10 protein-coding genes are annotated in these 13,960 nt (G+C 66.6%); all 10 read right to left on the bottom strand.

The features are described from left to right. Positions 1 to 121: 121 nt before the first annotated feature. Positions 122 to 3,235 (bottom strand): TonB-dependent receptor domain-containing protein, encoded by a 3,114-nt coding sequence (locus ACFOMD_RS10130; protein WP_380860774.1) that lies wholly within the window; start codon positions 3,233 to 3,235, stop codon positions 122 to 124. 488 nt (positions 3,236 to 3,723) lie between these two features. Continuing rightward, the gene (locus tag ACFOMD_RS10125; RefSeq protein WP_380860771.1) at positions 3,724 to 5,694 is read right to left on the bottom strand and encodes a TonB-dependent receptor plug domain-containing protein; all 1,971 of its coding nucleotides are present in this window, start codon (positions 5,692 to 5,694) and stop codon (positions 3,724 to 3,726) included. 96 nt (positions 5,695 to 5,790) lie between these two features. Next, complete coding sequence (locus ACFOMD_RS10120; RefSeq protein WP_380860768.1) at positions 5,791 to 6,528, bottom strand: SDR family NAD(P)-dependent oxidoreductase; 738 nt, start codon at positions 6,526 to 6,528, stop codon at positions 5,791 to 5,793. 3 nt (positions 6,529 to 6,531) lie between these two features. Then, the gene (locus ACFOMD_RS10115; protein ID WP_380860765.1) at positions 6,532 to 7,314 is read right to left on the bottom strand and encodes an SDR family oxidoreductase; all 783 of its coding nucleotides are present in this window, start codon (positions 7,312 to 7,314) and stop codon (positions 6,532 to 6,534) included. Between the two features lie 5 nt (positions 7,315 to 7,319). Next, positions 7,320 to 8,756, bottom strand: coding sequence for a diaminopimelate decarboxylase family protein (locus tag ACFOMD_RS10110; protein ID WP_380860762.1), 1,437 nt, complete (start codon positions 8,754 to 8,756; stop codon positions 7,320 to 7,322). Positions 8,757 to 8,790: 34 nt separating this feature from the next. Further along, entirely contained in the window at positions 8,791 to 9,696 is a 906-nt protein-coding gene (locus ACFOMD_RS10105) for a dihydrodipicolinate synthase family protein (RefSeq protein ID WP_380860759.1), read from the bottom strand. Positions 9,697 to 9,708: 12 nt separating this feature from the next. Next, positions 9,709 to 10,809, bottom strand: coding sequence for an ABC transporter ATP-binding protein (locus ACFOMD_RS10100; RefSeq protein WP_380860756.1), 1,101 nt, complete (start codon positions 10,807 to 10,809; stop codon positions 9,709 to 9,711). A 2-nt stretch (positions 10,810 to 10,811) separates the two neighbouring features. Beyond that, on the bottom strand, positions 10,812 to 11,648 hold the full coding sequence (locus ACFOMD_RS10095) for a carbohydrate ABC transporter permease (RefSeq protein WP_380860753.1): 837 nt from the start codon (positions 11,646 to 11,648) through the stop codon (positions 10,812 to 10,814). Then, the gene (locus tag ACFOMD_RS10090) at positions 11,645 to 12,559 is read right to left on the bottom strand and encodes a carbohydrate ABC transporter permease (RefSeq protein ID WP_380860750.1); all 915 of its coding nucleotides are present in this window, start codon (positions 12,557 to 12,559) and stop codon (positions 11,645 to 11,647) included. Before ACFOMD_RS10090 ends, ACFOMD_RS10095 begins: the two co-directional genes overlap by 4 nt. Next, complete coding sequence (locus tag ACFOMD_RS10085) at positions 12,552 to 13,901, bottom strand: ABC transporter substrate-binding protein (RefSeq protein ID WP_380860747.1); 1,350 nt, start codon at positions 13,899 to 13,901, stop codon at positions 12,552 to 12,554. The genes ACFOMD_RS10090 and ACFOMD_RS10085 overlap by 8 nt, the downstream gene beginning before the upstream one ends. Between the last annotated feature and the right edge of the window lie 59 nt (positions 13,902 to 13,960).

Here is a 13,960-nt window from a genome sequence, read left to right as displayed (position 1 = left end):
CGTCCCGGGAGGGGGAAGAAACGGGCCGCCGCGCTCAAGACCAGCCGCTCCTGGTCATCGGTTTGCGCCGCCCGAAGGCGGTTGCCGACCGATCCACGGGAGGTGGATTGTGGGGTTGGTCCTAGAAGCGGACATTGGTCCCCACAAAGATGAAGCGGCCCGCTGCCTCGTAGGTGCCCGAAACCGTGTTGCCTTCGACGATGAAGGTCGGTGACGGGCCGAACTGCGGCACGATCGGCGGGTCGTTGTCGAGGACGTTGCGGACGCCGAGGCGCACCTGAATGTTCTCCCGAATATTCCAGAAGGCCGTCAGATCGGCGTAGTGCTGGGCCGCCAGCGTGGAGCCCTGGAAGGCGCCCTTGCCGGCCTCCTTCCAGGTGACCGTCGCGCCGGTCGTCGTGTTGATCGTGTCGATGCGATCGACGCTCGACTGGTACCGCCAGTTCGCCGCGATATCGATGTTCCACGGTGTCTTCCACGTCGTGGATACCACATGCCGATACTTGAACTTCGGTGTATCGCACTGCCGATCATAGAGCCCGACGCAGTTCGTCGTGCCGGCGCCGGCCACCGGGGTCGTGTCGAACGACAGCAGGTAGGTCGATGCGTAGCCCCACAAGAGCCGGCCGAGGCTGCCGATCTCATGGCTGTAGTTGATCTGCGCATCGAAGCCGGATGTCGCGAAGCCGCCGATGTTCCGCGTCGTCGCATCGATGAACGACGGCTCTGCCCCGCGGAACGTCAGCGAACCGTCAGGCCCGCGCGTGATCAGGCTGCAGAATTCGGGCTCTGCCGTGTCGAGGCATCGCGCCAGGGTGAAGGACGCCGGGATGGTGGCAACCGCACCCTTCAGCTTGATGTCGAAATAATCGACCGACAGCGACAGGTTGCGGATCTGCGGCGGCCTGATCACCGCGCCGATGGTGATGGTATCCGACACCTCGGGCTCGAGGTCGGGGTTGCCGCCCGTCCGCACGTTGACCTGGGCGCCCGCCGGCGGGACCGAGCCATATTGGCTGGCCAGGACGCCCGAGCGAGCACAGTCGGCCGCCGAACGGGTCGGCGGGGTAGGACTTCCCGCGAAACCCGAGCACGGATCGGTCAGGCCTGAGAGTCCCGTGTTGACCGGAAGGAAGAGCTCCTGGACGTTCGGTGCCCGGATTGCGCGCTGGAACTGCGCGCGGAGGCGTACCGGCTCGATGGGCGCCCAGGTGGTGCCGAACGCGTAGGTGCTGGCGCCGAAGTCACCGCCCTGCTGCCCGGTCAGGTTGTTCTTGGACTTGTAGTCCGACCGGCGGAAGGCGCCGCTGAATGCAAGCTCGTGGAAGCCGGCCTTGCCCTGGACGATCGGGATCGACGTTTCGAGGAAAAACTCCTGGATTTTCGTCTCACCGTCGGCGGGCAGAAGCGGCCCGCTGCCGCCCAGGAGTAGGCCAGCCTGAGCCGTCGCGTCGGGGCGGGTGATCAGTTCTTCGCGACGATGCTCCACCCCCAGCAGCAGCCCGACGCCATCGGTGGCGAGCGGGCTGACGAAGCCGAAGTCGCCGAGGTTGGACTGGAGCGTACCGCCGGCCATGATCTGCGAGGTCTTGCCCTGCGTGAGGGTCGGCGCATCGAGGTAGGTCTGCAGACGCGGATCGTAGGTGGCCGTCGGATCATAGGCCCGGGTGAACGGTACGCAGCGCGGGTCGGTGCCCTGCACGGTGACGCGGCAGGCAAACTGGTTCGTGCGCGGGTCGGTAACGATGTCGAGCGCGTTGAGCAGCGGGGTCTTCAAGACCTGGTTGAACTGCACGCGATCGAGGCTGGTCTCCGCCCACTGGCCGAAGACATCCCATTTGAAGCTCTCGGCGAAGGTGCCCTTCACGCCGCTGACCACGCGGAAATTGGTCAGCGTCCGGTCGTCGGTACGCGGCCCGCCTTCGACGAAGCGCCGCTGGAGCTGTGCCTGGGCGTAGCCATCGCCGTCGGGATCGCGCGGATACGGGCCGGTGATGCTCGCCGTGCCGCAGATCAGCAGCCGCTGCGCGCTGGTGAGCGCCGGGTTGTCGCAGTTCACGCGGTTGATTTCGGAACCGAAGCCGCCCGACGGGGCGATGATCTGCGGCGATTGCGACTTGGTGAAGCCGAAGTCGAGATAGGCCTCGATATCGTCCGTCACATTGTACCAGCCGCTGAAGCCGGCGTTGATGCGCTCGACGGCGCGGCGCAGCGGGTTGAACGGATTGAAGTTGAAGGTGTTCGACCCTTCGATGAGGCTCCGGTCCTGCTGCAGAGCGAAGCTGCCCGACGTCCGCGGCCGACCCGCGCTGTCGAGCAGGACGGCGCCGTTGGCGCCGCGCAGCGGAATGGCGTTCGCGGCGGTGCCGCCGACCGGAATGGCCGGGCTCAGGATGAAGTTGGAAGGGTCCGGGCCCGTCGGGGCGCCGATACAATAGGCCTCGGTCTCAGCGAAGAGGCCGAGCGCACACTGCGAGAAGTCACGCTCCGACTGGTTGAGGCCGTCGTTCTTCAGGTAGCGGGCGTAGGCCGTGACGTTGCCGCGATCGCCGCCCAGCGCCGCACCGAAGACGGCCGAGATGTCATAGGTATTGTTGCCGGTCGTGCTGCCGCTCAGCGGCTCGATGCCGGCCCGCACCAGCTGGCGCTGGATGGCGGCGCTGTTGTTGTTCGACTGGTTGAAGCCGTAGAGGGCATCGATCTCGAGGCCTTCGAAGTCGCGCTTCATGATGAAGTTGGCGACGCCGGCGATCGCATCGGAGCCGTAGACGGCCGACGCGCCGCCGGTGACGATCTCGACGCGCTGGATCAGCTGCGAGGGGATCAGGTTGAGATCCGATGCGTAGCCGCCCGGCGTCGGCGAACCCGGCGGCAGGCGCTTGCCGTTGACGAGGACCAGCGTGCGCGTGGCGCCGAGGCCGCGCAGATCGAGCGTCGAGGTGCCGTTGGCGCCGTTGGCGAAGCTCGTGTCCTGATCGGGGGTCACCGACGGCAGCGTGTTGACGAGATCAACGGTGTCGACGGCGCCCAGCGTGTCGAACGCCTGATCCTGGATCGTCTGCACTGGGCTCGATGATGAAACATTCTTCGACACCAGCCTGGAGCCGGTGACGACGATCGTCTCCTCGGTTTCCGAAGTTGCGCTCGCCTCAGCCTGGTCGGCAGCGGCTGTCTCTTGCGCAAAAGCCGCCGCTGGACTGACGGCGAGCATCGCCGAGACGATGGTTGAACACATCAAGGAACGACGCACTGTCCTGGTCGACATGATCTAGGCTCCCCCTGTGGTCGCCGGATCGCGTCCGGCCCCCTCCAAACCGTGCGCGTTTATGCGCGGCAGCCGCCCATCCCCGATCGCGGTCTGACCATGGAAATGTGTGGGTGAACCCAATCTTGTGTCAAGGGGGTTACAGATAGTAACATATGCGAACACTATTCAATCAAAGGTGAGCTTGGCGTTAGCTAGTTTGTCCATGGTAGCGAATTCCACCGATAGCAATGTAAAATATTGATAATAATCACTTATACCTTTGTTTAATTCGGCGGCGGCTCACGGCTTCGTTGTGCGCAAGGCGCATCGAGTTGTCGCGCTTGTCGCGTTTGTCAAATTGCTGGTTGGCCGCATAGCGAACTTTTTCGTTCTATGCGGCCAATCAACGAATCAGCTATTCGTTTTGGCTGGTCGGTTGCGCCAGCAGCGGCGCCGTGCTGCTCGTGCCGACCGCGTTATTCGACGCGAAACCCGACGCGAATGGTACGGCCCGACGCCGGCAGGCCGAGTTGCGGCAGCACCAGCTCGTCGGTCAAATTGTCGATAGCTGCGGTGAACGACAGCATGCCGCCCGTCGGCAGACGAAGCAGCGCGATACTGCCCCTCAGATTGAACTCGGTGGAGGCCGGCAGCCGCGCCTTGCGGTTGTCCGGCGCCAGGTCGACCGCGCCACCGGTACGCAGAACCTCGGCTCTCAGGTCGAAGCGCTCGGGCACGCGGTAGTCGAGTGCGCCGCTCAGCGTGTGGCTGGGCCGCTGCGGAAGGCGCCGGAACAGCGCGTCACCGCTGCCAGCCTGCGCCTTCAGCAGGCTCCCGGCAAGCTCCAGCCAGAGCCGGTCGGCCAGACGGTCGCTAAGGCTGCCGTCGATCCCCAAAACGGTCGTCCCGCCTAGATTATAGCGCTGTCGCCGCGAGCCGACGTTGCGCTGGCCGATCGTATCCTCGCCGCGGATGTAGAAGGGGTTGAGCCGCACCTGCAGGTCGGCCGGAGTCCAGGCGAGTTCGGCATCGATCATCGACGCCCGCTCCGGCTTCAGATCCGGATTGATGAGGAAGCGGCCGAGTGCTTCGCCGAACAGCTCGCGCGCCGAAGCAAAGCGCGTCCGCCGGCCGGCGGAAAGCGTCAGGTCCAGATCTTCGCCCAGCTCGTGACGCAGCGAGGCGGAGAAGGCCAGCGCGTCCTGCGACGGCTGGGCAGGCTTGTCGCCCGTCAACGGCGTCTTGGCGTGATCATAGGCCGCGCCGACGGTCATCCTTGTCGTCGCCGCCAGCGGGATGTCGACCTCGCTGCCCACGCTCGCCAGCCGCTGCTCATATTCGAGGCGCGGCCCCGCTGTCCCGGGGAAGGCGGTGTCGATCTGACGGTGGTTCGCGGTCTGCAGCGATCCGGTGGTGCGCACGGTCAGCGGGCCGGCCGGGAACGCAAGGGTCAGCCGCCCCCCGTGCGTGTTGTCGTCATCCTGCTGGCGGCTGCGCAACGCCGTGTAGGACGCGGTGCGATAGGCATCGATGACCTGGTCGAACCACTGCCGGAAGAACGCGCCGTTCAGCGTGACGCCGTCGGCGAGGTCGGCTTCGAGGTTCGCGTTGAGCTGCGTCAGAGCGATCTTCGGATAACGCCAGTAGCGCGGCGCGAACACTGCCGGATCGCGATCGGACTCCGGGGCGATTCCCCGCGCGCTGTCGTTGTGAAGAATGCTGACGCGGGCCTCCACGGGGCCCGCCCGCCCGCCGGCGGCGGCGAACAGGCTGAAGCTCCGAAGATCGGTGTTCGTGCGCCGCTTGCTGTCCGCCTGGCTGAATGGCAGCGCATCGAGCTCGGCGACCGGCTGCGCGTCGCGGGTGAAGTAGCTGCCGGCGAGCGTCAGGTCGAACCGGTCATTGCCGGCGGTGGCAACCGCGGACGTGTTGACGTGGCCGAGGCTGCCGACCTCGGCGAGGCCGGTGATGCCGTTCTCGCCGCCGGCACCCGAGCGCGCCTGCAGGTCGACGACGCCGGCGACCGCGTTCGCGCCATATTCGATGGGCGCGGCGCCCTTGCTGACAACGGCATGGCCGATGAGGGCGGCCGGCAGGATCGCGAGATCCATGCGCCCATCCCACGGAACGCTGAACGGCGAGCCTTCGAAGAATACGGCGGTCTGCCGTTCTTCGGCGCCCCTGATGCGCGCGATGGTCTCGCCGCGCGAGTTGGTTTTCACCGATACGCCCGGCAAGCTGCGCAGGGCGTCGGCGATGCTGATCGGCTGCGCCGCCAGCAGCGCTTCGCTGGTCAGCTCCACCTGCGGCGGCACGACCCGGTCATCGGTAATGCGTGCGGTCACGACGATGTCGGCGTACTGCTCCGCTTCTTCGCCGAGCTCTTCCGCCGCCACGGGCACGTTCGCGAGCGCAAGCGCCAGCGCGGAAAGATACGGTGCGTTCATGCGCGCGAAGTTCGGCGCTTTCGCTTTAGCTTTCCGGCGCTCCGACGCTTGGCTGAAAGACATGCAGAAAGCTCCAAATACTGGGGAGGCGGGACGCTAGATCGACGGCTCCAGCCGCGTATTCATGACGAGCTCTGCAACCGACGAACTGTTCGGCAGGCAGAGCAGGAAGGAGACCGTCTCGGCGAGCGTCTCCGGCGCGATACGGTCGGCACGCGGCGTCACGCCTGGAATGGAAGCGATGAGATCGGTATCGACGGCGCCGGGGCAGAGTGCGGTGGCGCGCACGCCTTGGTCCCAGCCCGCGAATTTGGCGGCCTGCGTCAGCGCCACCACCGCATGCTTCGACATGGTGTAGGCGATCGAAACGCCGGGCCGGTACCGCTTCCCGTCGGTGGAGGCGATATTGATGATGCGCCCGTTTCCCGCGGCCGACAGATGCGGAAGCGCGTGGCGGATGAGCCGGAAGGGCGCCTTCACGTTGATCGCCCACACCTCGTCGAGCACCGACTCGTCGCCGGTCTCGAAATCGAGCTGGCGAAGGATGCCGGCGTTATTGATCAGACCATCGATGCGGCCGAAGCGCTCGGCCGTGGCCGCGACCCACGCGGACGCGGTCTCGGGCTCTGCCGCGTCGAAGCGCGCCACCAGCGTCGCGGCGGCGTCGAAGCCGCTAAGGTCGAAGGCCGCGGGGTCGCGAACGCCCAGCGACAGGCGATAACCCTCGCCGGCGAGACGGCGCGCGATCGCGAGGCCGATACCCCGCGACGCGCCCGAGATCATCACGACACGCCCGCCGGGGGCGAGCAGGCGGGAGGGCGCGTCGTCGGCCATGGCCTAGAACAGCCCCTGGTAGACGCCGCCGTCGTTCACGATGTTCTGGCCGGTCATATACCCGTTCTGCGCGCTGCAAAGAAAGGCGATGAGGTCGCCGCACTCGGCCGGATCGGCGAAGCGGCGTGCCGGCGTCATGGTCAGCCGGTCTTCGACGATCGCTTCGTAGGTGGTGTTGCCGCGCGCGGCATGGCTGTGGAGGTTCGTCCGCAGCGCGTCGGTATCGAAGAAGCCGGGCAGCACGCTGTTGATGACGACATTGTGCGGCACCAGCTCACGCACCATCGAGGCGATCGCGCCCGCCAACCCGACGCGGGCCGAATGGCTGTGCGCGAAGTTGACCTGCGGGAACTTGATGTTGCTGACCGAGATGTTGACGACGCGGCCGAAGCGCCGGTCGCACATGCCCGGCACCACTGCGCGGATGAGGTCGAGCGGCGCGTAGAAGTGCGCCTCCATCCAGAAGTCCCAGTCGGAGCGCGACATCGTGCGGAAGTCGTCCGGCGTCTGGCGAACGCCGGGATTGCAGACGAGGATATCGGGCGCGGGGCAGGCGGCTAGGACGATGTCGCGCGCGGCGGGGGATGTCAGGTCCGCCGCCACCGTCGATACCGCGACGCCCGTTTCCTCGACGAGACGATGCGCCGCTTCGTCGAGCGCCTCGGCGGTTCGCGCGACGAGCGTGAGATCGACGCCTTCGCGTGCCAGCGAACGGGCGGCAGCGAAGCCGAGCCCCTTGCTGCCGCCACAGATCAGGGCGCGGCGACCGGCAATGCCAAAGTCCATGCCGGTTATTCCGCCGGCGCGAACGAGGCGGCGAGCAGGTGCGCCGGCACGCGGAAGCGGCCGGCGACGTCCTTCATCTGCTCGCGTTCGGTCGTGACCTCGGCGCGCGCGCCGGTGACGAGCACCGTCGCCGGCAGCAGCTGCGCGTTGTAGCGCGCCGCCGACGATTCCGTGTAGCCGCCGGTGTCGAGGAAGGCGACGAGATCGCCGCGTTCGAGCGCGGGCATCTTGCGATGCGGGCCGACCTCGTCGGAGTTGCAGAGCGACCCCACCAGATCGACGGTTTCCGTACCCTCGGCGCGCGCGTCCACCACCGGGACGGCATGGTAATACCAGTCGAGAACCGCCGCCCACGACAGGTGGTTGGTCGAAATGTCGAGGTTGACCCACTTGCGGGTCGCGCCCGTCTTGACCGCGCCGACGCGGCCGATCGCAACGCCGGCCGGGCCGGAGAGTGCGCGTCCCGGCTCGAGGCGCAGCTTGGGCAGCGGCAGGCCGAGGCGTTCCGCCTCCTCCTTGATCGCCGCGCAGCACAGCCGCGCATAATCCTCGGCGGTCGGCGCATTCTTGTCGTCGAGCTGGCTGTTGGGGCCGGTGCCGTACCATTTGCCGAAGGTCCAGCCGCCGCCGATGTCGATGCAGGGCGGCGTCCACCCGGTCTGGTCGCGCAGATAGCCCGACCAGGTGATCATCTCGCGCGCCATCACGGCGAAGTCGGCCGGATCGTTCGACATGCGCGAGAGGTGGAAATGCGTTTCCCTCAGCTGCACGTTCGGCATGTCGATCGCGCGCTTCACGATCTCGGCGGTTTGCTCGCGCGTCATGCCCCATTTGGTGGAATCGCTCTGCTGCTTCAGCGTGCCGGGGCCGTGCATGGCGACGCCGGTACGCTCGCGCAGCGGCTCGAGGTCGAGCTTCAGGCGGATGCCGATATCGGCCACGACGCCCAGGCGGGCGGCGATCTCGTCGATGCGGTCGAGCTCGTCCATCGCGTCGATGTTGACGCAGATGCCGTTGGCGATCGCCATCTCCAGCTCGTCTTCCTGCTTGTTCGAGCCGTTGAGGACGAGCGTCCTGGGGTTGGTGCCGGCGAGCAGCGCCATGTACATTTCCTGCGCGCCGAAGCAGTCGCCGCCGGCGCCTTCGGTATTCATGATGTGGCGGATGGCGAGGCCGTTGTTCGACTTGTTGGCGAACAGGATCTCGACATCGGGATATTCAGCGCGGAACGCGTCGCGGAAGGCGCGATAGTTATGGCGCAGCTGGTTTTCCGAGATGATGTAGAGCGGCGTGCCGAAGCGGTTGGCCAGGTCGGCGACATCGCAGCCGTCGACCCACAGGTTTCCGTTGGGGCCAACGCCGATGAACTCGCCGAAGCTCAGCTGGTAGTCGACCGGCTTGAGTTCGGGGGCCCGCTTCTCGATGCGGCTCTGGTGGTTCATCGCTCGTCTCCCATTCTGTTCGTGTCGCGGGCCGTCACAGCAGCCCGAGTGATTCCAGGCCCGACTTCAGGCCATCGAGCGGCGCGCCCGTCAGGCGCCGCAGCGGACGCCGCGGCGTACCGCCGCCGGGGAAGCCCATCATGTCCATCGCGGCTTTGGTCGCCGGGTAGAGGGTGCGGCCCTCGCTCGTGAAAAGGTCGGTCAGCTTGCGCCCCGTCGCCTGCAACTCGGCGGCCGCGGCGTTCTCGCCGCGCTGCGCCGCGAAGTAGAGATCGAGTCCGCCGCGCGGCCAGACGTTGGGGAAGCAGTCGATGGTGCCGTCGGCACCCAGCTGGACCGCCGGCACGCCGAACACCGACGACGGCCCGCAGAACACGCGGAGGCGCTCATGCACCGCGAGGTGCGTCGCGTAATAGTTGTTCCAGTCGCCCGAGCTTTCCTTGACGGCGACGACCGGATCGAGATCGGCCAGCCGCGCCACGAGCGCCGGGCTGAGCGCGTTCACCGCGTTGCCCGGAATATTGTACAGGAGGACCGGCAGGCCGACCTGCGCGGTGACGTCCGCGAAGTGCGCGAAGATTTCCTCATCGGCCAGCTTCACGAAATAAGGCGGCAGGATCAGCGCACCGTCGCAGCCGCTCGCCTCCGCGTGGCGGGTCAGGGTGACGGTCTCGTCGACGGTGACGGCGCCGGTGCCGACGATGAGCGTGACGCGGCCGGCAATCGCATCGCGCGCCACCTCGTACAGGCGCTTGCGCTCCTCATGCGTCAGCGCCCAGAATTCGCCGGTGCAGCCGCCGACGACGATGCCGGTGGCGCCCGCGTCGATCAGCCGGTCGAGATTGGCGGCAAACCCCGCTTCGTCGATGCGCCCGTCATCGTGGAAGGGCGTGGTGACAGCGGGCATCGGCCCCTGCCAGTCGACACTGTTTCGATCCATCGTTCGCGACTTTCAGGCTTGGGTGTTGCCGACAGCCGATGGCGCGCGGGCGATTTCCAGCCGGCGGCCGTCGGCCTGGTCGAAGAGGTGGAGATTCTCGCGTTTGAGGTCGAAGGCGACCTGTTCGCCGATCTGAACGCGTGCCTCGCCGACGAGGCGGGCGGTGAGCGACACGTCGCCGGCGTCGAGGATAACGATCGTCTCGTAACCGGTCGGCTCGACCACGCGCACGCGCGCCTGCCAGGGGCCGGTGCCGATCAGCACGTCTTCGGGGCGGATGCCGGCGGTCACCGCGCGCGGCGCCATGGTGGGCGGCAGCGGAAGGTCGATCGTCAGTTGACCGAGCCGCAGCGAGGCACCCGCGCCTTCGCCGGCGAGAATGCCGTCGACCAAGGTCATCGACGGCGTGCCGATGAAGCCGGCGACGAAGCTGTTGGCGGGCCGATTGTAGATTTCGGACGGCGGCGCGAACTGCTGAAGGACCCCGTCCTTCATGACCGCGATCCGCGTCGACATCGTCATGGCTTCGAGCTGGTCGTGGGTGACGTAGACCATCGTCTTGCCCAGCCGGCGGTGCAGCTCGATCAGCTCGGCGCGCATGTGCGCGCGCAGCTTGGCGTCGAGGTTCGACAGGGGTTCGTCGAGCAGGAACACGCTGGGGTCGCGGACGAGTGCGCGGCCCAGCGCGACCCGCTGCTGCTGGCCGCCCGATAGCTGCTTCGGCTTGCGCCCGAGCAACGGCTCCAGCTGCAGCAGCTCGGCGACCTGCGCGAGTTTCGCCGCCTGATCCGCCTTGCCGACGCCGCGCTTCTTAAGCGGGTAGCGGATGTTATCCGCCACCGTCATGTGCGGATAGAGCGCGTAGGACTGAAAGACCATGGCAATGTCGCGGGCGCCCGGCGCCAGATCGACGACATCGCGGTCGCCGATGCGGATGCTGCCGCTGGTCGGCTGTTCGAGGCCGGCCAGCATGCGCAGCGTCGTGGTCTTGCCGCAGCCGGATGGGCCGAGCAGCGATACGAACTCGCCGGATTCGATGGTGAGGTCGAGGCCGGGGACCGCGACGGTTTCGCCGAAGGCCTTGCGGACCTTGTCGAAGATCACCTGTACCATGTTCAGCCTTTCACGCCGCCGGCGCCAAAGCCGCTGGTGAGATATTTCTGGAGGAAGGCGAAGATGACGATGAGGGGCACGCTCATCATCACCGAGGCTGCCATCAGCAGCGACCATTCGATGTTGAAGGCCGAGATCAGCATGTTCATCACGCCGGTGGTAAGCGGGCGCGCCTCGTCCGAGTTCACCAGCACGAGCGCATAGAGATACTCGTTCCAGGCGAGGATGAAGGTGAACAGCGCCGTCGAGATGATGCCCGGCAGCGCCTGCGGCAGCACGACGTCGACGAAGGCGCCGAGCCGGCTCGCGCCATCCACCATCGCCGCCGATTCCAGATCCTCCGGAATGCCGGCCATGAAGGATCGTAGCAGCCAAAGCGCGTAGGGCAGCGAGAAGGTCGTGTAGGCGATGACGAGGCTCGGCAGCGTGTTCGCCAGGCCGATGTTCACGAGCATCAGATAGAGCGGCGAGATGAGCACCACCGACGGCAGCAGGTAGGTGAACAGCACGAGGCTCGCGAGCGTCTCGCGGCCGCGATAGCTGAAGCGCACGAGGCTGTAGGCGCCGAGGACGCTCACCCCGACGACGAGGATGGTCGTCGAGATCGCGATGATCACCGAGTTCGCGAAATATTGCGGGAAGGGCGTGTCCTCGAGCAGCCGCCGGTAATGCTCGAAGGTGATCGCTTCGGGGATCAGGCTCGGCGGCGTCGCGAACAATTCGGTCTGCGGCTTGACCGACGTCACCAGCATCCACAGCAGCGGGAACGCGATGACGAGGACGAGCGGCCAGGTGACGAGGCTGGCGCCCAGCGAGATGCGCTTGCGATCGGCGCTCATGCCGCCTTACCCCGCGCGCGCGCCAGATAGGCGAGCATGAAGATCAGCATCACGATCATCATCGCGACGGCATAGGCCGCCGCCATGCCCATCTGGTTCAGCCCGAACGCTTCCTGATAAACGACAAGCGGCAGGGTGCGCGTGCCGTTCACCGGCCCGCCGCCGGTCATCAGATAGATCAGGTCAAACTCCTTGAAGTCCCAGATCGTGCGCAACAGGATGACGATCGCCAGCACGTCGCGGAGTTGCGGCAGCGTCACGTCGAAGAAGCGGCTGACCGGCCCGGCGCCATCGATCTTGGCGGCCTCGTAGAGCGCTTCCGGAATGGTCTGCAGCCGGGCGAGGATGGCGATCACCACGAAGGGAAAGAACTTCCACGCGCCGACAACGATGATGCTGAGCATCGCATTGGGCATGCTGCCGAGCCAGTTGACCGGCGCGTCGATGACGCCGGCGGACAGGAGCAGGTGGTTCAGGATTCCGTACAGATCGTTGAACAGCCAACGCCAGACGAGCACGGCGACGACCGTCGACAGGAAATAGGGAAAGAGCACGAGGCTGCGGGCGAGCGACCGGAACAGGATGTTCTGATGCAGCAGCAGCGCCATCGCCAGTCCGAGCAGGATCTGCAGCGTCAAGGTGCCGATGGTCCAGATCGCGGTCGTCGCGAGCGCAGACCAGAATTGCCCGCCGTCCAGCAGCTGGCGATAGTTGGCGAGGCCGACCCAACTTCCCTCGAGCGTTGGCGTGTAGAGCGAGAAGAAGGACAGGTAGATCGCCGACAGCAGCGGATAGACGATGACGGCGCCGAGGATCAGCACCGTCGGCGCGATCAGCGCCAGCCCGAGCAGGGCATGGCGCTTCTCGATCGACAGCGCGGGGCGTGTCGCTATCGCCGCGGTGTCAGCCACGCATCAAGGCCTGCAGCTTGGTGGCCGTTGCCGCGACGGCCGCGCGCGGGTTCTCCTTGTTCAGCACCACCCGTTGCACGAGTTCCGCGAGCGTATTGCTGGCGACGATCTCGCTGGCCTTCAGATTGGGCTGGTGCGCCGTCGTCTCGCGGCCGAGATTGTGACCGGCTGCCGCCGCGCGCGTCATCAGATCGATTGCCGGCGCATATTTCGAGATGAGCGGGTTCGCCCGATACACCGGATTCTCGGCGATCGGCTTCAGCACCGGCAGCACATGGCCCGGGGCGGCATGCAGCTGCGGGATATAGCCCTGCGGGTCGTAGAGCGACGCGGCGAACGCCTTGGTTTCCGCAAGGTGCGACGCGCCTTTTGGAATGATCAGACTCGGGAAGTCGTTGAACGTCCACGCCGGAATGGCGCGCGACGCGGTCGGGTAGGTCGCGCAGCCGATCTGGTCGGCGATCTTGGGGTTCTGGGCAGCGACGTTGGCGAGCACGCGCCCGCCGTAGATGCCGGTGGCCGTCGCGCCCGATACGAAGGCGGTCAGGCTTTCGCCCCAGCTAAAGTTCGACGCGCCCGGCGGGCAGAATTCGCGCATCGACTTGAAGAATTCGAGCGCGTCGTAGGTCGGTGCGCCGTCGATCGCCACGGAGAGGTCGGGCGCGAACACCTGCCCGCCCGCCCGGTGAATGAACCCGATGAAGATCAGCGAGGTCATGGCGTTCATGCCGTACGGCAGCGGCGCGCCATAGACGCCCGGTCGCTGTACGCGGCGGCACGCGTCGCGCAGCTCGTCCCACGTGGTCGGCGGCGTACCGATGCCGGCAGCCTGCAGCAGGTCCTTGCGATACCACAACATGTCGACGGCGGTGTTGCCGATGCCGGTGCCGCAGAAATGACCGTCCGCCGTTCGGTAGACGTCGTTCGCGCCGTCGAAATAGTTCGCCGGGCCGATGGCCTGGATGACGTCATCGACCGGCTCCAGGAGGCCGCGCGCGTAATAGCTCTGCGCGGTGAACGACGGCAGGTGCGTGACGATGTTGGGCAATTGCTTGGCGGCGAACGCGGCGGCGAACTGCGCCGGATAGCCTTCGTCCGATGTCGGCTCGAAAACCACCCGGATGCCGGCGTTTTTCGCCTCGAAGGCGGCGATCTGGGCGCGGTAAGCCTTGAGCTGTTCCGGCGAAGCCTGGGGCGACCACCAGCGCAGCGTCTTGCGATCGTCCTTGGCCCCGCAGCCGACCGTCAAGGCGAGCCCGGCCACCGCTCCGGCACTGGCCGCACGCTGCAACAATCCTCGCCGCGAAAGGACAGCGCGCGAAAGCGCCGGCGCGTTCGACAAATTCCCCACAATCCCCCCAAATTTTGTGCGCAATGCGGCCGTCTGTTCACTATTCTGAT

The sequence above is a fragment of the Sphingoaurantiacus capsulatus genome, from assembly GCF_042648405.1.
GTDB lineage: Bacteria > Pseudomonadota > Alphaproteobacteria > Sphingomonadales > Sphingomonadaceae > Sphingoaurantiacus > Sphingoaurantiacus capsulatus.
The sequence above is the reverse complement of the archived record's forward strand: the minus strand, read 5'-3'. Positions and strand labels throughout refer to the sequence as shown.